This window comes from Burkholderiales bacterium, assembly GCA_013695435.1.
In the GTDB taxonomy this organism is placed as follows: domain Bacteria; phylum Pseudomonadota; class Gammaproteobacteria; order Burkholderiales; family JACMKV01; genus JACMKV01.
In genome coordinates this window covers 1-22,191 of the sequence record JACDAM010000121.1, presented here as the reverse complement: position 1 = coordinate 22,191, position 22,191 = coordinate 1, and the positions used below count along the sequence as shown (strand labels likewise).

21 protein-coding genes are annotated in these 22,191 nt (G+C 60.2%); 3 read left to right on the top strand and 18 right to left on the bottom strand.

The genetic code is table 11. The features are described from left to right. Positions 1-121 precede the first annotated feature (121 nt). The 15 genes from purF to leuC form a co-directional block, all read right to left on the bottom strand. A complete protein-coding gene (gene purF, locus H0V78_06460; GenBank protein ID MBA2351423.1) occupies positions 122-1,633 on the bottom strand; it encodes an amidophosphoribosyltransferase in 1,512 nt (503 codons plus the stop codon). Between the two features lie 5 nt (positions 1,634-1,638). Continuing rightward, on the bottom strand, positions 1,639-2,133 hold the full coding sequence (locus H0V78_06455) for a CvpA family protein (protein ID MBA2351422.1): 495 nt from the start codon (positions 2,131-2,133) through the stop codon (positions 1,639-1,641). Positions 2,134-2,212: 79 nt separating this feature from the next. Continuing rightward, positions 2,213-2,977, bottom strand: a complete 765-nt coding sequence (locus tag H0V78_06450; GenBank protein MBA2351421.1) for an SPOR domain-containing protein — start codon at positions 2,975-2,977, stop codon at positions 2,213-2,215. 146 nt (positions 2,978-3,123) lie between these two features. After that, on the bottom strand, positions 3,124-4,485 hold the full coding sequence (gene folC, locus H0V78_06445) for a bifunctional tetrahydrofolate synthase/dihydrofolate synthase (GenBank protein ID MBA2351420.1): 1,362 nt from the start codon (positions 4,483-4,485) through the stop codon (positions 3,124-3,126). Further along, the gene (locus H0V78_06440; GenBank protein ID MBA2351419.1) at positions 4,485-5,360 is read right to left on the bottom strand and encodes an acetyl-CoA carboxylase carboxyltransferase subunit beta; all 876 of its coding nucleotides are present in this window, start codon (positions 5,358-5,360) and stop codon (positions 4,485-4,487) included. Before H0V78_06440 ends, folC begins: the two co-directional genes overlap by 1 nt. A gap of 60 nt (positions 5,361-5,420) precedes the next feature. Further along, positions 5,421-6,236, bottom strand: coding sequence for a tryptophan synthase subunit alpha (locus H0V78_06435; protein MBA2351418.1), 816 nt, complete (start codon positions 6,234-6,236; stop codon positions 5,421-5,423). Positions 6,237-6,268: 32 nt separating this feature from the next. After that, the gene (gene trpB, locus H0V78_06430; GenBank protein ID MBA2351417.1) at positions 6,269-7,468 is read right to left on the bottom strand and encodes a tryptophan synthase subunit beta; all 1,200 of its coding nucleotides are present in this window, start codon (positions 7,466-7,468) and stop codon (positions 6,269-6,271) included. Next, positions 7,455-8,078 carry a phosphoribosylanthranilate isomerase gene (locus tag H0V78_06425; GenBank protein MBA2351416.1) on the bottom strand — a complete coding sequence of 208 codons (624 nt, stop codon included), beginning with the start codon at positions 8,076-8,078 and terminating at the stop codon, positions 7,455-7,457. The genes trpB and H0V78_06425 overlap by 14 nt, the downstream gene beginning before the upstream one ends. A gap of 19 nt (positions 8,079-8,097) precedes the next feature. Next, complete coding sequence (gene truA / locus H0V78_06420) at positions 8,098-8,910, bottom strand: tRNA pseudouridine(38-40) synthase TruA (protein ID MBA2351415.1); 813 nt, start codon at positions 8,908-8,910, stop codon at positions 8,098-8,100. A gap of 174 nt (positions 8,911-9,084) precedes the next feature. Further along, positions 9,085-11,796: a FimV family protein gene (locus H0V78_06415; protein ID MBA2351414.1), complete on the bottom strand. Its 2,712-nt coding sequence runs from the start codon at positions 11,794-11,796 to the stop codon at positions 9,085-9,087. 80 nt (positions 11,797-11,876) lie between these two features. Then, positions 11,877-12,956 carry an aspartate-semialdehyde dehydrogenase gene (locus tag H0V78_06410; GenBank protein MBA2351413.1) on the bottom strand — a complete coding sequence of 360 codons (1,080 nt, stop codon included), beginning with the start codon at positions 12,954-12,956 and terminating at the stop codon, positions 11,877-11,879. Between the two features lie 125 nt (positions 12,957-13,081). Continuing rightward, a complete protein-coding gene (gene leuB / locus H0V78_06405) occupies positions 13,082-14,155 on the bottom strand; it encodes a 3-isopropylmalate dehydrogenase (protein MBA2351412.1) in 1,074 nt (357 codons plus the stop codon). A gap of 83 nt (positions 14,156-14,238) precedes the next feature. Beyond that, positions 14,239-14,895, bottom strand: coding sequence for a 3-isopropylmalate dehydratase small subunit (gene leuD, locus H0V78_06400; GenBank protein MBA2351411.1), 657 nt, complete (start codon positions 14,893-14,895; stop codon positions 14,239-14,241). Continuing rightward, the gene (locus tag H0V78_06395; protein ID MBA2351410.1) at positions 14,895-15,032 is read right to left on the bottom strand and encodes an entericidin A/B family lipoprotein; all 138 of its coding nucleotides are present in this window, start codon (positions 15,030-15,032) and stop codon (positions 14,895-14,897) included. The genes leuD and H0V78_06395 overlap by 1 nt, the downstream gene beginning before the upstream one ends. A gap of 9 nt (positions 15,033-15,041) precedes the next feature. Continuing rightward, the gene (gene leuC / locus H0V78_06390; GenBank protein ID MBA2351409.1) at positions 15,042-16,451 is read right to left on the bottom strand and encodes a 3-isopropylmalate dehydratase large subunit; all 1,410 of its coding nucleotides are present in this window, start codon (positions 16,449-16,451) and stop codon (positions 15,042-15,044) included. Between the two features lie 270 nt (positions 16,452-16,721). On the opposite strand from leuC, the gene H0V78_06385 reads away from it, so the two are divergent. Further along, positions 16,722-17,240: a hypothetical protein gene (locus H0V78_06385; protein MBA2351408.1), complete on the top strand. Its 519-nt coding sequence runs from the start codon at positions 16,722-16,724 to the stop codon at positions 17,238-17,240. 141 nt (positions 17,241-17,381) lie between these two features. Here H0V78_06385 and H0V78_06380 read toward each other — a convergent pair whose 3' ends face one another. From H0V78_06380 to aroC, 3 genes are all read right to left on the bottom strand, one after another. Continuing rightward, complete coding sequence (locus H0V78_06380) at positions 17,382-18,167, bottom strand: M48 family metallopeptidase (GenBank protein MBA2351407.1); 786 nt, start codon at positions 18,165-18,167, stop codon at positions 17,382-17,384. A 158-nt stretch (positions 18,168-18,325) separates the two neighbouring features. Then, positions 18,326-19,474 (bottom strand): MFS transporter, encoded by a 1,149-nt coding sequence (locus tag H0V78_06375; protein MBA2351406.1) that lies wholly within the window; start codon positions 19,472-19,474, stop codon positions 18,326-18,328. A gap of 262 nt (positions 19,475-19,736) precedes the next feature. Then, complete coding sequence (aroC, locus tag H0V78_06370; protein MBA2351405.1) at positions 19,737-20,891, bottom strand: chorismate synthase; 1,155 nt, start codon at positions 20,889-20,891, stop codon at positions 19,737-19,739. A gap of 378 nt (positions 20,892-21,269) precedes the next feature. On the opposite strand from aroC, the gene H0V78_06365 reads away from it, so the two are divergent. Beyond that, positions 21,270-21,764 (top strand): hypothetical protein, encoded by a 495-nt coding sequence (locus tag H0V78_06365; GenBank protein MBA2351404.1) that lies wholly within the window; start codon positions 21,270-21,272, stop codon positions 21,762-21,764. Further along, positions 21,761-22,191: hypothetical protein (locus H0V78_06360; GenBank protein MBA2351403.1), on the top strand; the 431-nt coding region annotated here is incomplete at its 3' end. The genes H0V78_06365 and H0V78_06360, both read left to right, overlap by 4 nt.

The window sequence follows — 22,191 nt, the reverse complement described above, 5'->3', positions numbered from 1 at the left end:
CCGCCAAACGCAAAACCGGCGGCGCCAATCCGCCAAAACCCCTTCCGGACGTTCTCTTAATCCAAAAATCCAATCGCGAACCAATCCTTGCATTGAATGCATCGATAATTTCAACGGACTGCTAATCCACTTCGGCCAGATTCAAATCGAGTTGCGCGGCGGCGTCAGTCTGCGCGTCGTCGTCGCGCTGCGCCTGCAAGCGTGCCAGATAATCCGGCGTGATGTCACCTGTCACGTAGCGACCGTCGAAGCACGAGGTCTCGAAGCGGGTGATTTTCGGATTCACCTGGCGGACCGATTCGACCAGCGCGGAAAGGTCTTGATAGATGAGTTTATCGGCGCCGATCTCAAGCGCTATCTCATCATCGCTGCGTCCGCTCGCAATCAATTCCTGCGCGCTCGGCATATCGATGCCATAGACATTCGGGAACCGCACCGGCGGCGCGGCCGACGCAAAATACACTTTGCGCGCGCCTGCTTCGCGCGCCATTTGCACGATCTCGCGGCTGGTCGTACCGCGCACGATCGAGTCGTCGACCAGAAGCACGTTCTTGTCCTTGAATTCGATGCCGATCGCGTTCAGTTTCTGCCGCACCGATTTCCTTCGCAGCGATTGCCCGGGCATGATGAAGGTGCGGCCTATGTAGCGATTCTTGATGAAGCCTTCGCGATATGTCAGGCCAAGCCGGTTGGCTAACTGCATCGCGGAAGGCCGGCTCGAATCGGGGATCGGAATCACGACATCGATATCGAGATCGCTGTACTGGTCGCGTATCTTGTCGGCCAGATGCTCGCCCATGCGCAACCGCGTTTCGTACACGGAGATGCCGTCGAGCATCGAGTCTGGTCTGGCGAGATAGACGTATTCGAAAATACAGGGATGACACGCGGAAACTGCCGCGCACTGACGGCTGTAGAAATTGCCCGCCGGATCGATAAAAACCGCTTCGCCGGGCGCGACATCGCGCAATAGCGCGAAGCCGAGCGTATCGAACGCCACGCTTTCCGATGCGACCATGTATTCGCGGCCCCGCGCGGTTTCATTTTTGCCGATCACGAGCGGGCGTATGCCGTGCGGATCGCGGAAGGCCAGCAATCCATAACCGGCGATCATCGCCACCACGGCATAGGCGCCGCGGCAACGCCGGTGCACGCCGGAAATCGCCGCAAAAATGGCGGCCGGATCGAGCTTGTGATTGGTGGTCGCCTCCTGCAGCTCGTGGGCGAGCACATTCAGCAGCACTTCTGAATCCGAATTCGTGTTGACGTGGCGCAAATCCTGTCGAAATAACTCGCGCTTCAGTTCCCCGGTATTGGTCAGATTGCCGTTATGGCCAAGCACGATGCCGAAAGGCGAATTGACATACAAAGGCTGTGCTTCGGCGGCCGAGCCGGCGCAACCGGCAGTCGGGTAGCGGACATGCCCGATACCCATGTTGCCGACCAGCGCGCGCATATCGCGGGTGCGGAACACGTCGCGCACCATGCCGCTGCCTTTATGCAAATGGAATTGCGCGTTTTCGGCCGTGACGATTCCCGCGGCGTCCTGCCCACGGTGCTGCAGCACCATCAGGCCGTCGTAGATGATCTGATTGGCGGGGGTGGTTGCGACCACGCCGAGAATCCCACACATATTTTCTAGTCGTAGCGAATGCGTTTGGCGAGATCGGCGGGCAGCCAGGGCTTGATGCTGGCGGCGGCGACTTCAAGCGGCGCCGACAACATCGCGTTGCGCCAGACCGGGAAACGCGGCAGCGCGGTCAGACCGGAAATAATCACGCCTGTCATCACGATCAATCCGCCGCGCGCGATGCCGAACGCAGCGCCGAAACCGCGATCGGCCAAACCCAGGCCTTCTTTGTCGTTTACGAGTTTCACAACCAGGATCGCAATCAATTTGCAGGCCAATAATGTGAGCACGAATAATACGACAAAACTCGCAAAGAAACGCAGCGACACGCTGACGATATCCGCTGGCATCAGCGGTGCGAATGGAACCGCGAACGATCGGGCGACGCAGAATGCTGCGATCCAGCCGGCCAGCGCGAGAATCTCTCTCACGAAGCCTCGTGCGATGCCGATCAGCACCGAGAAAGCAACAATCGCCAGTACCACATAATCAAACGCAGTCATCGTCGCCGGAACACGCACGAAACACGCACCATTCGGCAACCCGGCAATAAGACAACGAAATCCCCCGAAATTCACGCAGTCAGGGGCGCACGATGCCGGAGAATCCCGACTCCTTCAGTTTGCCCAGCGCCTGTTCAGCCGCTTCACGTGTGGCAAAAGGGCCGACCCGTACCCGCGTACGCTTGCCCTGCCTGGTTTCAACGACCTCGGTATACGATTTGACGCCGTTCGCCGCCAATTTTTCCTGCAACTGCCTGGCATTGGCAGCGTTGGCGAATGACTCGAGTTGAATGGCGAACGTATCGTTGCGCTGGACTTTGGCTGCAACGGCTGGCGACGTTTTCTTCGGCTTGGCATCGGCGGCCCTCGCTGCCGGCTTCGGCTCCTCAGTCGATTTTTCCGCTTTGTCCAGCTTTGCCGTATCGGTTTCTTTCCTTGATGCAGGCCGCGGCGGCGATCCGGTTTTTTCCGGCTCACGCCCTTCAATCGGCTCGCTTTCGGCCGGCGAGACAACCGGCCCCGGCGCGCTGCTTTTCGGCGCCGAGACTGCAGCCGGCTTCTCCACAGCGGGGACAGGCGCAGGCATCGGAGCGGGGCTTTCGCTCGATTCGGCAGGCGGCCCGGAAGGCGGAACAGGCATGACTTTAGAACTGAAGTCGCTTTTTTCAGCCGCGCTTTTCCGATCCGCTATCACTGCGACATCGGGCGCAAGTGGAGCCGGCTCATGGTCAAGCACCAGGGGTAGAACAAGGATCGCCAGAAGGACCAGCGCAACCGCGCCGATCAGCCTGCGTCGTGCGCGCTTGCGCAATTTGATCTCATCGTCGTTTATCGCTTTGACCATTTCGCGCTTTTACACTTTCGAATTCGGGCAGGCCTAGCCATGCCTGGGAGGTTGAGGAACGGCGTCGGGCAAGATTTCGCGCAGGCAGCAGGTTATCAGCGATTGCCAAAACCGGGAACGGCGCGCGGCTCGCATCGTGCACGCCGTCATGCCTGAACAACTGCGGACATATCCCGGGCTCCGCCTTGGCCGCGCATCACGTCAGCAACCGTGTAAAACGATCCGAACACGATAATTCTATCATCGGCGCCAGCGAGTTCGAGGGCGCGCTGGTAGGCATCGGATGGCTGCGTAAAACGAAAGATTTCGCTGGTCACGCCGGCCTCGATCAGTTCGTCCGACAACCGCTCAGCCTGCGCGCCGCGAGGCTGCCGCAAATCGGCGATCAGCCACTGATCTATGCAAGGCAGGACTGCGCGAATCACGCCGCCCAAGTCCTTGTCGTTGAGCATCGCAAATACCGCGATTGTTTTCCGGTATCCCCGCATATTGCCAAGATTGGTCGCCAGCGCCTGTGCTGCCTGCGGATTGTGCGCGACATCCAGGATAACCACGGGCCTGCCGGGCAAAACCTGAAAGCGCGCGGCAAGATCGACTGTGAGCAGTCCTTCGCGCACGTTGCGCATGTCGATCGGCAGGCGATCGCGCAGTTCGTCCAGCGCCGCAAGGGATGCGCCGGCATTGGATAACTGGCAGGCGCCGCGCAAGGCCGGATACGGCAAACTGAAGCGCTGTTTTTGTTGGCTTCGATATTGCCACTGGACGCCGTCGCCATTGAAGCTGTAATCGACGCCGGCCCGGATCAGGCGTGCGCCTATGCCGATAGCATGATCCAGCAGGGATTGCGGCGGATCGGTGTCGGCGCAGATCGCCGGGGCATCGGCGCGGAAGATGCCGGCTTTCTCGAACGCGATCGATTCGCGCGTATCGCCGAGATAATCCATATGATCCATGTCGATACTGGTGATCACCGCGCAGTCGGTGTCGAATGCGTTAACCGCATCCAGGCGGCCGCCCAGTCCTACTTCGAGAATGGCAACGTCGACCCCAGCTTCGATGAACAGCTGCATCGCAGCCAGCGTGCCGAATTCGAAATAGGTCAGCGGGATCGTGCCGCGCGCCGCTTCGACCTTGGCCAGCACCCGGCATAAAGCGTCGTCGCTGACATTGTGACGATCGATGCGGACGCGCTCGTTATAGTGCAGCAGATGCGGCGAACTGTAGCAGCCGACCCGGTAACCGGCGCTCGTCAGTATCGATTCGAGCATCGCGCAGGTCGAGCCCTTGCCATTGGTTCCGCCCACCGTGATGACCGGGAAAGACAGGACCAGCGGCACGGCCGGAGCGAGCGCATCACGGACGGCCGAGACGCGCTCCAGACCCATCGCAATGGTTTTCGGATGAATCCGCTCGAGCCAGGCGAGCCACTCGGCGAGCGATTGCGGCAGTGACCGCGGCAGACCCTGGTCGACGCGGGCGGTCGTTCCGGACTCGAGATTCGTCGCCATCAATCCTCGCGCTGGAGGGCCGGCATGCCCAGCATCAAAGTAAGCAGATTGGCCAGTTTTTCGCGCATTTGCCGGCGATCGACGATCAGATCGATGGCGCCGTGCTCGAGCAGGAATTCGGCGCGCTGAAATCCTTCCGGCAGGGTCTGCCGCACGGTTTGCTCGATCACCCTGGCCCCGGCGAAACCGATGAGAGCATTCGGTTCCGCGATGACCGCGTCTCCGATCATCGCGAAGCTCGCCGATACGCCGCCCATTGTGGGATCGGTCAATACGGAAATAAACGGCAGGCGCGCCGCCGCCAACTGCGTCAACGCGGCGCAGGTTTTGGCCATTTGCATCAGCGAAAACAATCCTTCCTGCATGCGCGCGCCGCCGCTCGCCGCGAAGCACAGGAACGGCAGTTTCTGGTCGATACAGACCTGTACACCGCGCACGAAGCGTTCGCCAACCACAGCACCCATCGAGCCGCCGAGAAACCGGAACTCAAATGCCGCGGCGACCAGCGGAATCGCCAGCACGCTGCCTTGCATTACGACCAGTGCATCCATTTCGCCGGTTTCGGCCTGGGCTGCGTCGAGCCGCTCCGTATAACGGCGGCTGTCGCGGAATTTCAGGCTGTCGACCGGGATGATTTCCATGCCGATTTCGTGCCGCCCTTCGCTGTCGAGCAGCAGGTCGAGACGCTCGCGCGCCGTCAGCCGGTTATGATGATTGCATTTCGGGCAAACACTGAGATTGTTTTCAAGATCGGTCCGGTAAAGCACCGCTTCGCACGCCTCGCACTTGCTCCACAATCCCTCCGGCATCACTTTGCGGACGCTTTCGGAATTGCGGTTGATCTTGGGCGGCAACAGTTTCTGCAACCAGCTCATGACAACCTCCGCGTCGTCAGCGAGAGCTTCTTGCGCATCGCGCCGCGTGCGGAGTTTGCATCAGCGCGCATCGAGTGCGCTACGCAGAATCCGCATCAGCGCTGATACGCGGGCCAATGCCTGGTCGCGTGACGAAGCCTCAAGCTCTTCGACGAGCCGGCTGCCGATGACGATGGCATCGGCAAATTTGGCGATGGCCTGCGCGGTTTGTGCGTTGCGGATGCCGAAGCCGACGCCGATCGGGAGGGCGATGTGTTCCCGGATTTGCGGGATCTTTTCTGCAATCGACTCGATATCGAGATGGCCGGCGCCGGTCACGCCTTTCAGCGATACGTAATAGATGTAGCCGCGCGCAAACGATGCGATCTGCTGCATGCGCGCTGTTGTGGTGGTCGGCGACAACAGGAAAATCGGCGCGATCCCGTTGTCCACAAGAGTATCGACCCAATCCGCGCATTCCTCGGGCGGATAATCGACGACCAGCACGCCATCGGCGCCGCTGCTTCCGGCCTGCGCGGCGAAGCGGGTAATGCCCATCGCTTCGATCGGATTCGCATAACCCATCAGCACGATCGGCGTCACCGCATCGGTGGCGCGGAATCTCGCGACCATGGCCAGCACGTCGTTCAGGCCGGTGCCGTGCTTCAACGCGCGCTCGGACGCGCGCTGTATGGTCGGCCCGTCGGCCATAGGGTCTGAAAACGGCACGCCGAGTTCGATGATGTCGGCGCCGGAATCGACCAGCGCATGCATCAGGGGTAGCGTCATTTCGGGATCGGGATCGCCGGCGGTGATAAAAGGAATCAGCGCTTTGCGCTCTTGCCGGCGGAGCCGGGCGAATGCATTCGCAATCCTCGATTCGACGCGCGGCTTCACCGCCGCGTGGGCTGATTCGGTCGTTTGCGTCACTAGAACGTAATACCCGAAAGCTGCGCCACCGTATTCATGTCCTTGTCGCCCCGGCCGGATAAATTGACCAGCAGGATTTTTTCTTTATCGAGCCGCTGCGCCAGCGTTGCCGCATAAGCCAGCGCGTGCGCAGATTCCAGCGCAGGCATGATTCCCTCGAATTTGCACAAGGCGTGAAACGCCGCAAGCGCCTCGTCGTCGGATACCGCCACGTATTCGGCGCGCTTCGAATCCTTGAGCCACGCGTGCTCGGGGCCGACGCCAGGATAATCGAGGCCGGCCGAAATCGAATGCGTCTCGACGATCTGGCCGTTGGCATCCTGCATCAGATAGGTGCGGTTGCCGTGCAAAACGCCGGGCGTTCCGGTAGACAGCGTGGCCGCGTGCTTACCCGTTTCGAGTCCAGTTCCGCCCGCCTCGACGCCCACCAGGCGGACATCGTGGTCGTTCAAATACGGGTAAAACAGGCCGATCGCATTCGAGCCGCCGCCGACGCATGCAATCAGGTAATCGGGCTGGCGATTGACGTGTTCGAGCATCTGCACTTTCGACTCGCGCCCGATCACCGACTGGAAATCGCGCACCATCATCGGATAGGGATGCGGGCCTGCGACTGAGCCGATAATGTAAAACGTATTTTCGATGTTGGTCACCCAATCGCGCATCGCTTCGTTCAATGCGTCTTTCAAGGTCCTGGAACCTGATTCGACCGGCACCACGGTCGCGTTCAGCAACTTCATGCGGTAAACATTGGTCGCCTGCCGCTTGATATCCTCGGAGCCCATATAGACCACGCATTCCAGGCCATAACGCGCAGCCACCGTGGCCGTCGCAACGCCGTGCTGGCCGGCGCCTGTTTCGGCGATGACTCGCGGTTTGCCCATGCGCCGCGCCAGCAGCGCCTGGCCGACGGTGTTGTTGATTTTGTGAGCGCCGGTGTGATTCAGATCTTCGCGCTTCAGAAAAATCTGCGCGCCGCCGAGCTCGCGCGACCAGCGTTTGGCGTGATAAATCGGACTTGGGCGGCCCACGTAGTGCCGCAGTTCGTATTCGAACTCGGCTTTGAATTCAGCATCATCGCGGTAACGCCGATACTGAGCGCCCAGTTCGTCGAGGGCGTGCATCAGGGTTTCGGCGACGAAAACGCCGCCGTATTGCCCGAAATGACCGCGTGCGTCGGGCAAATCATATATCTGCATTGCGAACTCCGTGCATGAATGCCGCGAGCCTGGCGTGATCCTTGATACCCGGTTTAGCCTCGACGCCGCTGCTGACGTCAACCGCCCAAGGCTTGAGGGCGCGAATCGCTTCGCGAACATTTCCGGCGTGCAAACCGCCGGAAATGATGATCGGCAACGGTAATTTTCGAGGGATCAGATTCCAGTCGAATGCGACACCGGTGCCGCCGTGGGCACCGTGGACAAATGCATCAAGCAAAAGCGCCTTGGCAGTGGAAAAGCGAAGCGCGTATTGTAGCAAATCCATTCCCGCCTGAACGCGCGCTGCCTTGATATAGGGAATGCCGAACTGCGCGCAAAAATCCGGTGATTCCTCGCCATGAAATTGCAGCATTTCCGGCGCCGCCTGATCGAGCACGCTCCTGACCTCGTCCCCCGACGCGTTCACGAACAATCCCACCGAAGTGACGAAAGGCGGCAGGGACCGGATGATTTCGGCGGCGCCGGCGGCGCTGATGCAGCGGGGGCTGGCCCGATAGAAAACGAAACCCAGCGCCCGCGCACCCAAGTTCACTGCGGCCGACGCGTCGTCTCGGCTGGTTATGCCGCAAATTTTTACCGCGCATGGCATCTTGTCGACCGGCCCCGGTTCAATCCTGACGTTGATTGGCGGCGACGGTGAGATCGCCGAAAAAAGCGCTAGGCGGAAACGCCGGCAGTCCCCAACTAGAGTCATATGTTACATCGGCCAAGTACAGTCCCGCGGCACTGAAAGTCGGCCCGGCGGCGTTGCGGTCGCGCCCGACCAGGATTTCCTGCAACCACTGCGGGGGGTGTTTTGCGGCGCCGACATAAACCAGACAGGCGACGATATTGCGAACCATGTGGTGTAAAAAAGCGTTGGCGGAGAATTCAAAAACGACGTAATCGCCGTGGCGTTCTATTTCTATGGAGCGCAGATCGCGAACCGGCGAACGCGCCTGACATTCGGCTGCGCGAAAGGCGCTGAAATCGTACTCGCCTATGAGGAAGCGCGCTGCACTGCGCATAGCCTCGATGTCGAGAGGGCGATGATACCAGCCCGCACGATAGCGTTCGAGCGCGGGGCGTAGAGGTCGATTGCACAACACGTAGCGATAGCGACGTTCGGTTGCGTGAAATCGCGCATGAAACTCGATCGAAACGGGTTGCGCCCAAATGACTGCAATAGACGTCGGCAGCAGAGCGTTGACGCCGTGCATCCAGGCCGATGTCGGCCGTTCTGCTGCGGTGTCGAAATGGATTACCTGCGCCAGCGCATGGACGCCGGAATCGGTGCGGCCAGCGCATATGGCGGCGACCGGATGACCAGCGATCCGACTTACAGCGGATTCAACCGCATCCTGCACGCCGCAACGGTGCGGCTGCGTTTGCCATCCGCAAAAGCCGCTGCCATCGTATTCGACGCCCGCCGCAATTCTCAAGAGCAGTGGAAGTATTCGGACAAACAGATATCAGCGGAATAAGATGCGGACAGGCCCGGAACCGCGCTTCCGACAGCTTGGACGAGCTTGATTACCTGAACCAGAACGCGCCGTTCGCGCCTTTTCCGAGGCAGGGCTCCCCCCCGCGTTCAGTCGAACGCCGCGGGTTATGCTTTACCCCAAACTGGCGAGCAGCGCCTTGGAATTCGCCTGCTGCTCGGCGTCTCCTTCCTGCACGACCTCCTGCAGTATTTCCCGCGCGCCTTCCTTGTCACCCATCTCCTGGTACGCTTTGGCAAGGTCGAACTTCGTTTGAACGTCGTACCACTGATCGTTGCGCGCGACCGGCGCCTCCACCCTCTCCTGCGCCGTCCTGGCCGAGTCGAAATTCAGATCAATGGTCGAAAGATCGGTGTGCACCGCTACGTTCGGAACATCTTTACGATCCTGCTCATTGCCATCGCCTGTCGCCTGTCTATCTCCGGTTTCCTGCCGTGGAAAATCGAGCTCGAAAGCTGACGTCAAGGGAGAAAGCTCGCCTGCTTGCGCGCGGGAAGCGGCGGCGTCGTGGTCCTTTTCATGTACAGGAACCTCAACCGTTTCCCGTTCCTGCCCTGTCCTCTGAACTTGCTCTTCTTCCTCCACGGCTCTTAAAGTAATCGCATCGTCTTCCGTATTGGCGCGCGTCTCGGGCGCACCCAGATCGAAATCGAAATCGATCATGGAATCCGGCGCTGCCGCTGCCTCGATCGGTTTGTCCGTTTCCTCGATTGGCGCGACTTCAAAATCCATCGTTGCTGCCTCATTGCTGCGAAACTGTATGCCGGCCTCCGCCTTGCGATCCTGGTCGAGCGCGGCGTCGAAATTCATCGCAGTCCGCGTTAAAGGATCCGAGTTGAAGTCGAATTCGCTCCGGGTAGCCTGATCGATCGATTCGTCCTGGACAAAATCCTGCGTTTGCGCGTCCGTTGGCGGATTCGCCTCCACGGGCTGTGCGCTCGCGTAAAGCGGATTGCCCGGGTCGAGTGAGCGCCCCAGTTCGGCGGCCTTGCTCCAGACCTCCCCTTGACCATCGGTCGCGGCATACAGCTCGCCAGCTAACGTTTCGAACGCGCCCAGGCTTTGCCGCATTGCGTAGATTTCGAGCAGCTTAAGGTGAATTTCGTAACGCTGCGGATTCCGGTTAATGGCTTCCTTGAGAATTTCCTCGGCCTGCGCATCACGGCCGTAAGCGATGTAAACCTCTGCTTCGGCAAGCGGATCGACTTCATCGGTCGAGATATGTTCAAGACCGACTTTGCTGAAATCCGAGATCAGCGAGCCGTCGCTGGTATCGACAACCCCGCCCGAGCTATCGCCGAACACCGTATTCCCGGTCAGATCGCCCCCGGTCATGATGCTGTTTTCGAATTCAGGCTGGCTGCGTCTGCGGCGCATAACCGCAAACGCGATCAGCGCAAGCACCAGCACTCCCACCGCAAGGTACAAAGGCTTATCCAGAACGCGGGCGATGATGTCAGGCTCCTCCGCGGGAACGACGGCGACCGGCGCATCCCCTGCAACGACCGGTGCGGCGGCCTGACCTTCCGCTTGCGCGGCTTGCGACTGCACGGGATTTGTCTCGGGGGCGGGCGTAGGAGCAGGCGCGGCCGCAACCGCGTCGGTTCCCGCCGGCGCGTTAGCATCGGCGACGGCCGGGCTGGCCGGCGTCGAAGCATTGGCCGCAGGCTCAGGTTGGTTTGTTGCGTTGGCCTGATTCTGTGCCTGAGCCAGTGACTCGTTCTTGATCTCCAGCAACCGCTGCATCGACTTAACGTTACCTTCCAACAGCGCGATTCGTTCGTTGGCTTCCTGCAGCGCTTTCTCGCGAGCAGTCGCTTCCTCTTCGAGGGCGCGCAGACGCTCTTGCGACCCGTTGCGATCAGCGCCCCCGGCGCCTGCGCTGCCAGCGCTGCTCTGATCGCTTATGTTTTGCTCACCTTTCGAGAGCCTGAGGACTTCGCGGCCGGGCTCCGTAACCGCGGCCTGATCTTCGACAGTCGCGTTGATTCTGCCCGTCGCGCTTTGTGCGGCAGCGTCAGCCGGGGTAGCAGCTTGCGCGGCTGCGGCCAGCTTTTGCCGATAGGCGTTCCAGTTCGCCGCCTGCACTTTTACCTCTTGGACGGCTTCGTCCGGCTCGATCGCAGCAAGCGTCTCGCGCTCGGGAATTCGCAGAATCTTGCCGCTTTTCAAGCGGTTCATATTGTCCGCGAAAGCTTCTCGGTTGTTCTGATAAAGACCGACCAGCATCTGCTCGAGGCTGACGCCTTCTACTTTGTTCGAACGTGCGATCTTGACCAGAGTGTCGCCGGATTTCACACTATAGCTTCCGCCACTGCCGTCTCCAGCGCCAGCTTCCCGCGCGGGTTCGACCGTGCGCGAAATTCTGCCGGATGGTTTCGTTTTTGCAGCCGCGGCCGGTTTTGGACCAACCTGGGTTTCCGGCTTGGCGACAGGCGCAACCGCAGGCGCGTTATATTCGGGCGGATCCATCAACGCCGTATACTCGCGCACCAGGCGACCGGATGCCCACGACAGCTCGATCAGCACGTCCAGAATGGGCTCTTCGATCGGCTGCGACGATGTGAGCTTGATATAGGGCTGACCGTTAGCGCGCTTCTCGACGCTGACTTTGACGCTCGCGAGCGCGGCCGTGTACTCAAGCTCTGCCTGTTTGAAGGCATCGGGCGAAGCAAGGCGGGCTGTCAGGCTGGCGAGTTCGTCTTTCTGCACCGAAACCAAATCGATTTCAGCACGTAGCGGCTGACCTAGCGCTGAGGCCACCGTCAGTTTGCCCAACCCTGCGGCATGCGTAGCGCTGACGGTAAGCAGCAAAATGCCCGCCATTAGGCAGGCTCTCAATGAAGTACTTAGCACGGCGCCTCCGGAATTACTTTGCGAAAAATAAACAAAATAGCATCAAATAGTTATGGTTTCAAGCTAATCTCACGTCTTAATCGACGCAAAGCACTTGGCTCTACTCGCGAAATCCGAAAGCGCTCAATCAAAATCTCGGCAATCTGAATACTGTTCAAGGCCGCGCCTTTTCGGACATTGTCGCTGACGACCCAGAGATTCAGGCCGAGCGGATGCGAGATGTCCTCGCGAATGCGGCCGACATACACCGGATCGCGGCCGGCGGCATCCACCGCAGTCGGATACCCTCCGGGACCGCGCGTGTCGAACACCTCCACCCCGGGCGCCTTTTTCAGCAGCGCAGTGGCGTCGGCAGCGCTGATTTTTTTCAGCGTCTCGACGTGCACGGCCTCGGAATGGCCGTAAAAAACCGGGACGCGCACCGCGGTTGGATTAACCAGTATCGCATCATCCTCCATGATCTTCCGGGTTTCCCACACCATTTTCATTTCTTCCTTGGTGTAGCCGTTGTCCTGGAATGCATCGATGTGAGGGAGCACGTTGAAGGCAATCCGCTTCGGATAAACCTCGGCAACCGCTTCGCGCTGCGCGAAAAGCGCGCGGGTTTGCTCCGCCAGTTCTTCGATCGCCTCCTTGCCGGTGCCGGATACCGCCTGGTACGTCGCGACATTGATGCGCGCAATACCGACCGCGTCATAAATCGGCTTCAATGCCACTAGCATCTGGATCGTCGAACAGTTTGGATTGGCGATGATGCCGCGGCTGACGTAATCGGCGATCGCATGCGGGTTGACTTCAGGCACGACCAGCGGAATGTCGTCGTCATAACGGAACTGCGAAGTGTTGTCGATCACGACACAACCCGCCTGCGCTGCGATCGGCGCCCATTTTTCCGAAACGCTTGCGCCGGCCGAGAAAAGCCCGATCTGGGCCTGGCTGAAATCGAAATCGGCGACATCGATAACGGTTAAATCGCGGCCCCCGAAACCGATCGTGCTGCCCGCGGAACGCGAAGACGCCAAAGGGAATACTTCGCCGACCGGAAATTTCCTTTCCTCAAGTATCGACAGCATCGCTTCGCCGACTGCTCCGGTCGCGCCGAGCACTGCTACGTTATAGGTTTTCCGCATGATGGTTTCCGGCTTGGAAGCATGAAATGCAATTGTAAGAACCGTCGGCCGCGGCAGCGCAAGCGGGATAAAGGATTGCAGCGATTAGGATTTGTGACCCGCGTCCTTCAGATTGCGTTGGCGGCTTAGTCGAACCTGAGCGCGGCGACAACCGCATCGCCCATTTCTTCGGTACCGACCTTGCGAGCGCCGCGCTCGAAAATATCCGGCGTGCGATAGCCTTGCGCCAATACCTTTTCGACTGCCGCTTCAATGCCGCGGCTGAGTTCCGGGCGGCGAAAAGTGTAACGCATCATCATTGCGACCGAAAGAATCGTCGCCAGCGGGTTGGCGAGGTCTTTGCCGGCGATATCGGGAGCGGAGCCGTGAATCGGCTCGTACAGTCCCTTGCCCGATTCATTCAGCGATGCCGATGGCAGCATGCCGATCGAGCCGGTCAGCATGGCGGCCTGATCCGATAGAATATCGCCGAACAGATTACCGGTCACGATCACGTCGAACTGACGCGGGTTGCGCACCAGTTGCATGGCGGCGTTATCGACGTACATATGGCTGAGCTGAACGCCCGGGTAATCCTTCGCGACTTCGGTAACCACTTCGCGCCACAGCATGCTGGTTTCGAGCACATTCGCCTTGTCCACCGAACATAGCTTTTTACCGCGCCCAGCGGCGGTACGAAAACCGACGTGGGCAATCCGGCGAATCTCGGATTCGCTGTAGACCATGGTATCGAAGCCTTCGCGCTCGCCATTGTCGTTGCTGCGCAGGCCGCGCGGCTGACCGAAATACACATCGCCAGTCAGCTCGCGAATGATCATCAGGTCGAGGCGGGCGATCGCTTCGGCCTTGAGCGACGAGGCGTCGCTCAGTTCCGCATAAAGCCGCGCCGGGCGCAAATTGGCGAACAGGCCGAGCGATTTTCGCAGACGCAGCAAGCCACGCTCGGGGCGCTGTTCACGCGGCAATTGATCGTATCGATAGCCGCCGACCGCGCCGAGCAAAACGGCATCGGATTGCTCGGCAAGATGCAGCGTCGCCTCGGGCAGGGGATCGCCGGCAGCGTCGTATCCGGCGCCGCCCACCGGCGCGAATTGATACTCGCACTTGATGCCGGCGTGCTTCACGGCCTGCAACACCTTCACAGCCTGCGCCGTGATCTCGGGCCCGATCCCGTCGCCCGGCAAAACTGCAATTTTCATTTCGTGCGCGGAAAGACTAAATGCTGCCGCGATGCCTCCTTCGGGGGCAGGGAACGCTATCTGAAATTTTAGACACTCACCTGCTATCGCGCGGAAAACAACCACGGTTGAGTCGCGCGATGACGCGACTCAAAGGCTTCGATCTCGCCGCCGCGCTGCAAGGTCGTCCCGATCTCGTCCAGCCCGTTCAGCAACGCGTGTTTATTCGATGCATCGATGACGAAGTCGAAGTTTTGATTTCCTGGGGCGGTTACCGTCTGGCCCGCCAAATCGACGGCGAGCCGGTATCCGGGCGCCGCGGCGACGTCGCGGAATAACTGATCGACGACGGCGTGATCGAGCACGATGGGCAGCAGACCGTTCTTGTAGCAATTCTGCCGGAAAATATCGGCAAAGCCCGGCGCGATCACGGCGCGAAAACCATAATCGAGCAACGCCCACGGCGCGTGTTCACGCGACGAACCGCAGCCGAAATTCTCGCGTGCAAGCAAAATCCCGGCGCCGCGGTAACGCGGCTGATTCAGCACGAAATCGGGATTCAGCGGGCGCGTGGCCTCAGCGCCGGAGCCGTCAAAATCAGGCCGCCCTTCATCGAGATAGCGCCAGCCATCGAACAGATTGACGCCGAAACCGCTGCGTTTGATCGATTTCAAAAACTGCTTCGGGATTATCGCGTCCGTATCGACATTCGCGCGATCGAGCGGCGCGACCAAGCCTTCGAACCTTGTCACTTTCTGCATCAGTAGCGCTTCTTTTCGGTGGCTTTGTCTTCGATCTTGTCGCCGAGTTTTTCGACGTCGCGGCCGAAACCCTGCATGGTGTTGCATCCGGCCAGAAAAGCGCCGAGCAACAGAACCACGAAAAGAGTCTTGACCATCTCGCCCTCTCACATCTTCCGGAAACTGCGTACATCGACGAAATGCCCGGCGATCGCCGCCGCGGCAGCCATGCCCGGGCTGACCAGATGCGTGCGCCCGCCTGCTCCTTGGCGGCCTTCGAAATTGCGATTCGAGGTCGAAGCGCAGCGCTCGCCGGGCTCGAGCCGGTCGTCGTTCATCGCCAGGCACATCGAACAGCCAGGCTCGCGCCATTCGAAGCCGGCCGCGCGGAACACCTGATCGAGCCCTTCGCTTTCGGCCTGGCGCTTGACCAGCCCCGAGCCGGGCACAACGAGCGCGAGTTTGATATTTGGCGCGATATGTCTGCCGCGCACGAAATCCGCCGCGATGCGCAAGTCCTCGATCCGCGAGTTCGTGCACGAACCGATGAAAATCTTGTCGAGCCGAATATCCGAAAGCCGGGTGTCGGGCGCGAGACCCATGTAACCGAGCGCACGCGACATCGAATCGCGTTTGCCCGGGTCCATCTCTCGCGCCGGGTCGGGCACGCGGTCGTCGATCGACGCGACCATTTCAGGCGACGTGCCCCAGGTGATCTGCGGCTTGATCGCGGCGGCATCGATTTCGACGACCTTGTCGAATAATGCGCCGTCGTCGCTGCGCAGCGTCCGCCAGTAAGCGACCGCGCATTCCCAGTGTTCGTCTTCCGGCGCGTACGGGCGGCCCTTCAAATACGAGATCGTGATGTCGTCGACAGCGATCATGCCGGCCCGGGCGCCTGCCTCGATCGACATATTGCAAACGGTCATGCGGGCTTCCATGCTGAGCGCGCGAATCGCGGGGCCGGCATACTCGATCGCATAACCGGTGCCGCCGGCGGTGCCGATTTTGCCGATGATTGCAAGCACGATGTCTTTCGACGTGATGCCAGACGCGAGTTCGCCGTTGACCACGATCTGCATGGCTTTGTTTTTTTTGGCCAGCAGACACTGCGTCGCCAGCACGTGCTCGACTTCGGAGGTGCCGATGCCGAATGCCAGTGCGGCAAACGCGCCGTGCGTACTGGTATGCGAATCGCCGCAAACGATGGTCATTCCGGGCAAGGTCGCGCCCTGCTCCGGCCCGATCACGTGAACGATGCCTTGCCGCGCATCGTTCATCCTGAATTCATCGATGCCGTAGGTTTCGCAATTCTGGTCGAGGGTATCGACTTGCAGGCGCGAAACCGGATCGCTGATACCGTTCGTGCGGTCGGTCGTCGGCACGTTGTGATCGGCAACCGCCAGAATGGAATCGATGCGCCAGGGCTTGCGCTGCGCGAGGCGCAGCCCTTCGAATGCCTGCGGACTGGTGACCTCGTGGACCAGGTGGCGGTCGATGTAGAGCAATGCAGTGCCGTCGTCATCCTGATGAACGACATGGCTGTCCCACAGTTTGTCGTAGAGAGTCTGCTTCATCGCTTATTGCATCGCTTGTTTTATGGCTGAGCGCTTTCGCCTAACCGCAAAATTATACAGAAAAGCGGCGCAAAGGTCGTTTTGGCCGCTGTTGTCTTCTCATCGGGTGGACCTCCGGACGTTAAGTACCGCGGGCTGTCGGAATTGCTGACAACATGAGCCGTTACGACTGCCGAGTTATTGCCGCCACCCTTTGATTCTGCGCGGTTATTCACTCGCGGTATAGCTCTTGCTAACGGACCGCATCACACGCGATCAGAAGATGTTGTAATGTACAAGGAAGTGAGTTTCAGGCTCGCGGCAGCCATTCTTTTTTTTGCCGCGTACACGACGGCGGCCCTCAGCGAAACCCAAGCCAGCCCAACCGCCCCAGACTTCCTGGCGCTCGTCAGCCGTGCTCGCAACGATGCGGGTCAGGTTAATCTCAAGCAGTTCGCAGACAACGGCGCCAAGGCCGTTTTCATAACCCTGGCCGATCCGCTCAGCGGCTTTGCGATAAACAGCATCGATGCGCGCGCGCTTGGCTCGGGCATGGGGCGTAATCGCGAGTTTCGCTTCGACGTGGCAAATCTGATCGGTAAAAGCGAGGCTTCCGCGCTTTACCTGGGCACGGTCAACCCGGGCAATTCGCTGATCAGAATTACACTTGGCGCGAATCCATCGACTGCTCCCCCAGCGCCGAAGAGCGGCGGGGCAGCGAATGAAGTGCCTTCGGACCCGACGATCCTGCTCCTGTTCGGATTGGGTTTCGCCGCCTTGAGCGGCGCGCGGCGCGCGGGCTGGATTTAAACGCGACGTTGCGGCCTGCGGAGCTTTTTATACACCTCTTCAGGAAACGCTGAACAAGTCGCCATCACCCATCAACCTGATCCGCGAATAAATTCATTAAAACTTCGAGCCGCCTACCCGGGCTTGCTTATTTCGGCTTGCTTATTTCGGCTTGTAATGCGCGAGCGCTTCCGGCAACCACTTTTCGATACGCTCGATCCGCGTCGCTTCGGCCGGGTGAGTCGACAAGAATTCCGGCGGCCGCTGTTTACCTTCCGAGGCTGCCGTCATGCGCAACCATAAGTCCTTGGCGGCGCGCGGATCGTAGCCCGCTTTCGCCATATAAATCATACCGATGCGATCGGCTTCGGATTCCTGCGACCGCCCGAACGGCAGCGCAACGCCGACCGTCGCCCCGGCCCCCAAGAGGCCAATGACCGACTGCACGGTAGCCGGATCGCGATTGCTCATTGCCGCCGCCGTCGCCGCCAGCCCGAGTTGGGCGATCAGATTCTGGCTCACGCGTTCTCCACCATGACGCGCCGTTGCGTGCGCAACTTCGTGACCGATCACCGCTGCCAGACCAGCTTCTGTCTGTGTGATCGGCAGCAGGCCGGTGTAGACGGCGACTTTGCCGCCCGGCAATGCAAACGCGTTGGCCACCTTGTCGTTCTCGATGACCTTGAATTCCCATGGCAGGTCTTCGCCGGTCGCCGCCGCGATGCGTTTACCGACGCGCTGCACGAGCGCGTTCGCTTGTGGATCGGTCGAAATTTTTTCCTTCTTCAGGATTTCGTCGTATGCCTGCAATCCCATCTGGATTTCCTGCGACTTGGGCAGGACGATCAGTTGATTGCGACCTGTCACCGGCGCTGTTTCGCAAGCCGGAAGAAGCGCCGACAAAACTACGACAACGGCATAATGCCGAAGCTTTCGGAAATCCCGCATTCTGTTCTCCTCACCACGTAGGCCCGCTGGCATTTTGCGCCGATCGATTTCGAGGGCACACCATCGCGTCGATCACGACCGCGGAGTTTCAGGTTCGATGCATATACGCGTATCTTGCTGTTACGACTTTACAAACTCCCAAGTTCGAGAGCTGGCCCTCACCCTGGCCGGTTTTGCGGACGACTGCGCCACAGCAACGCGAGACCGATCAGCGCACAGATAGCGCCTGCGCTGAATGTTATCCCGCCCCCTGCGCGCTCCCACAAAAAACCGCTGTACAGGCCGCCAAACGTGCCGCCGATGCCGAACGAAAAGCTTGTATACAAAGCCTGGCCTTTGGCTTGATGCTTGCCCCGGAACAAGCCGTGCATTGCGGCAATCGCAGCCGCGTGAAACGCGCCGAACGAAACCGCATGCAGCAGTTGTGCGAGCACGATCAAGGCCAGGCTGGCAACGCCCCAGCCAATGCCGAGAAAACGTACGGCCGCAAGCGCCAGGCTGAGCAGCATGATGCGGCGTAACGAAAATCGCCGGAACAGTTGCGGCAGATAAATGAATACGGCGATCTCGCTCAAAACGCCAAGCGCGAGCAGCGCGCCGAGCGCCGTCGTCGAATATCCTTCAGCGACGAGATAAATCCCGTAAAAGACATAGAGCGGACCATGGGCCGCGCTCATCATCAGGCACGCCCCAAACAGCAGCGCTACATCGGGCCTCCGTATTATTGTCCAGACTGAATCGTGATCGGCCGGCAGCGCTTCGACCGCCGCCTCGGGCAGCCCGCAGGTAAAAACCGCGATCCCGACGAGAAATACCAGAACGATCCACGGCAGATTTTCTATCGCGACCAGGTCGAGCAGGCGGCCAACCGCGAACACCGCGAACACGAAACCGATCGAACCCCATAAACGAATACGGCCGTACTTCTCGGCCGAATCGCCAAGATGGCTCAGCGTCGTCGCCTCAACCAACGGCAGCGACGCGCTCCAGAAAAAAGCCATGAACGCCGTTACCGTGAACATCCAACTGAACGAAGCGCCGAAAAACACACCGCCGTATGCGGCCAGGCTGGCAAATGCAGCAATCTGCACGACGCGTACCCGCTGCGCGCTGTGGTCAGCGAGCCAGCCCCAGGCGGCCGGCGCAAATACGCGCATCAACTGCAGCAGTGACATCAGTACGCCGATCTGGAACGCGCTGAACGCAAGCTCCTGCAAGTACAGGCTCCAGTACGGCGTGAACGCGCCAACGAACGCGAAATAGAAGAAATAGAACCCGGACAACCGCCAGTAGGGGGCGTTGAACAAGTCGTTCCCGCGGCGTTACCGCGCCTCCTGCGACCGTTTCAGGTGTTGCGAGTCAAAAAACCTCTGAGTGAGCGCCGTTCGCCCCTAGCTTCAAACATTCGAAGGCAGGCTCCGGGCTTGTCCACGGCAACTACACAACTTATCGATTGAGGCAAGTTTTCCATTCCTGGTTCGATCCTTCGACAAGCTCGGGATCTTCACGGAAGGAGAACTGAATCAGAGTCTCGTCGAGGAGGAAAGCGAAAGCCGTGTAGGGCGGCGCCTACGCCTCATCCGGTTCGGGATTCTCGATTTCGGTTGACGCGGATGGCGTAAACTCGGTCGCTTGCGCCGGCAGCCGCGGCGTTACACAAATGACATCGGCGTTCTGCGCGCGATGACGCAACGCGTGATCGATCAACACCAGCGCGAGCATGGCCTCGGCAATCGGCGTCGCCCGGATGCCGACGCACGGGTCGTGGCGGCCATGGGTCGCGACCGTCGTCGCATTGCCGGCCTTGTCGATCGAGCGGCGCGGCAGGCGGATGCTGGAAGTCGGTTTGATGGCGATATTGACAACGACGTCCTGACCGGTCGAGATGCCGCCCAGTATGCCGCCGGCATGGTTGCTGAGAAAGCCGGACGGGCTCATCTCGTCGCTGTGCTCGCTGCCGCGCTGCTCGGCGGCGTGGAAGCCGGCGCCGATTTCCACGCCTTTGACGGCGTTGATGCTCATCATCGCGTATGCGATTTCGGCGTCGAGGCGATCGTAAACCGGCTCGCCCCAGCCTGGCGGCACGTTCTCGGCGACGACGCGAATTTTCGCGCCGGCCGAATCTCCCGATTTGCGCAGTGCATCCATGAAACGCTCAAGCTGTTCGACATACGATTCGTCAGCGACAAAAAATGGATTGGCGTGAACCGCATCCCAACTCCTGAACGGCACCGTAACCGATCCGAGCTGGGTCAGATAACCGCGCACGATCACCTTATGTTTCTCGCGCAGCCATTTCTTCGCTACCGCGCCGGCCGCGACCCGAACCGCAGTCTCGCGCGCCGATGCGCGGCCGCCGCCGCGATGATCGCGGACGCCGTATTTCTGCCAATACGTGTAATCGGCGTGCCCGGGACGGAAGGTATCGACCAGATTGCCATAATCGCGGCTGCGCTGATCTTCGTTGCGGATCAAAAGCGCGATCGGCGCGCCTGTCGTTTTCCCTTCGAACACGCCGGACAGGATTTCAACCGTGTCCGATTCCCGCCGCTGCGTAACGTGGCGCGATGTTCCTGGCTTGCGCCGATCGAGTTCGCTCTGGATATCGTAATCGTTGAGCGCCATGCCGGGCGGACAGCCATCGACAACGCAGCCGATCGCCGGACCGTGACTTTCGCCGAACGAGGTGACGCGAAACAGCGCGCCCAGAGAATTGCCTGCCATGTTTTATGCCATTGTTATAACTGGAAATGCCGATCGGGCCGGAGGTCTTGCCGAACTTCGAGTTTATCACGGCGGACGGCCCGGTCGCCCCGGGGCGGCGCGCCCGACGCGGCCCTGCCGCGCGCTTTCGCGGCTTGCCTGAACAGCGGATAATTCGGCATCAACTTTGAACGCGCAGCCCCTCAATCCCGGGCAGAAATGAATCCTCGCACTCATTCTCTACTGACCTGGCCATTGCTTTCCGCACTACGGGGACTGACGACGCCAATTTTCGTGTTCGATCCCGAATGTTCGCGCATGCGCTGGGCCAACGAGTAGGCGCGTGCGCTGTGGCGGGCAAAAACACTCGATGCCCTGATCGAGCGCGATTTCTCCGACATGTCGGACGTAGCCCGCGCGCACTTCGACGGCGTTATGGAGACCGTGCGCCGCGGTGAAAAGGTCAAGCGCGACTGGACGCTTTATCCGTTCAGCGGCGAACCGGTCAATTGCCTGATGACGATCAGCGGCATCGTGCTCGAGGATGGCCGGCTCGCCTGTCTGCACGAAGCAGAGGTGATCAACGCGCAACTGATTTCGCCTTCGCTGCTGCGCGGCATCGAGGTCGTACGCCATACCGGGTCGAAGATAGCGCTGCATCGCAAGACGGCGTTGCCGTTATGCGCAATCCGGCTGCCACGAGCGCGTTCGGCCCCTCGAACGAGGCCGCGAATGCGAATGACCTTGCGCAACATCTGGGCGGCGCGGCGGAGGCCGAGCGCGCACTCTGCGTTATTGCGCGCGGCGAAGTCTATAGGGCCCCGACATTGCTGCCGACGCGCCAGGGATCGCATTGGCATCATGTCGACGCCCGCGGTGTTCCGGATCCCGTGACCGGTGAAGCGATGATTCTGGTCGATGCCCAGGACATCACCGAAAGTCATTTCGCCGAGCGCATGCTGGCAACCGAAAACGGCCTGATGCAGATGATCGCGCGCGGCACGCCGCTCGACAAAATCGCGCACGCGCTGGTTCAGGCGATCGAGCAGTTCAGCAGCGGCATGTTGTGCTCGCTGCAATTGCTCAATCCCGAAGAAACGCGGCTCGATCTCGCCGCCGGCCCCAATCTGCCGGCCGCTTACCGGCTCGCCATCGAAAACCTTGCGGTCGGCCCGGACATCACCGGCTGCTTTGTCGAACAGACCGGCGAGCAAACACGGATTACGGAAGCCGACCAGGCCTCCAGCCATAATTCCAGTCATATCGCTAACCATCTCGATATCGCCGTTCAGCACGGTCTGTATCCAAGCTGGTCGACGCC

Excerpts from the sequence above, each read along its gene's own strand:
- purF (MBA2351423.1), bottom strand. The coding sequence starts at position 1,633 with ATGTGTGGGATTCTCGGCGTGGTCGCAACCACCCCCGCCAATCAGATC.
- H0V78_06455 (MBA2351422.1), bottom strand. The coding sequence starts at position 2,133 with ATGACTGCGTTTGATTATGTGGTACTGGCGATTGTTGCTTTCTCGGTG.
- H0V78_06450 (MBA2351421.1), bottom strand. The coding sequence starts at position 2,977 with ATGGTCAAAGCGATAAACGACGATGAGATCAAATTGCGCAAGCGCGCA.
- folC (MBA2351420.1), bottom strand. The coding sequence starts at position 4,485 with ATGGCGACGAATCTCGAGTCCGGAACGACCGCCCGCGTCGACCAGGGT.
- H0V78_06440 (MBA2351419.1), bottom strand. The coding sequence starts at position 5,360 with ATGAGCTGGTTGCAGAAACTGTTGCCGCCCAAGATCAACCGCAATTCC.
- trpB (MBA2351417.1), bottom strand. The coding sequence starts at position 7,468 with ATGCAGATATATGATTTGCCCGACGCACGCGGTCATTTCGGGCAATAC.
- H0V78_06425 (MBA2351416.1), bottom strand. The coding sequence starts at position 8,078 with ATGCCATGCGCGGTAAAAATTTGCGGCATAACCAGCCGAGACGACGCG.
- H0V78_06415 (MBA2351414.1), bottom strand. The coding sequence starts at position 11,796 with ATGGCGGGCATTTTGCTGCTTACCGTCAGCGCTACGCATGCCGCAGGG.
- H0V78_06410 (MBA2351413.1), bottom strand. The coding sequence starts at position 12,956 with ATGCGGAAAACCTATAACGTAGCAGTGCTCGGCGCGACCGGAGCAGTC.
- leuB (MBA2351412.1), bottom strand. The coding sequence starts at position 14,155 with ATGAAAATTGCAGTTTTGCCGGGCGACGGGATCGGGCCCGAGATCACG.
- leuD (MBA2351411.1), bottom strand. The coding sequence starts at position 14,895 with ATGCAGAAAGTGACAAGGTTCGAAGGCTTGGTCGCGCCGCTCGATCGC.
- H0V78_06395 (MBA2351410.1), bottom strand. The coding sequence starts at position 15,032 with ATGGTCAAGACTCTTTTCGTGGTTCTGTTGCTCGGCGCTTTTCTGGCC.
- leuC (MBA2351409.1), bottom strand. The coding sequence starts at position 16,451 with ATGAAGCAGACTCTCTACGACAAACTGTGGGACAGCCATGTCGTTCAT.
- H0V78_06385 (MBA2351408.1), top strand. The coding sequence starts at position 16,722 with ATGTACAAGGAAGTGAGTTTCAGGCTCGCGGCAGCCATTCTTTTTTTT.
- H0V78_06380 (MBA2351407.1), bottom strand. The coding sequence starts at position 18,167 with ATGCGGGATTTCCGAAAGCTTCGGCATTATGCCGTTGTCGTAGTTTTG.
- aroC (MBA2351405.1), bottom strand. The coding sequence starts at position 20,891 with ATGGCAGGCAATTCTCTGGGCGCGCTGTTTCGCGTCACCTCGTTCGGC.
- H0V78_06365 (MBA2351404.1), top strand. The coding sequence starts at position 21,270 with ATGTCGGACGTAGCCCGCGCGCACTTCGACGGCGTTATGGAGACCGTG.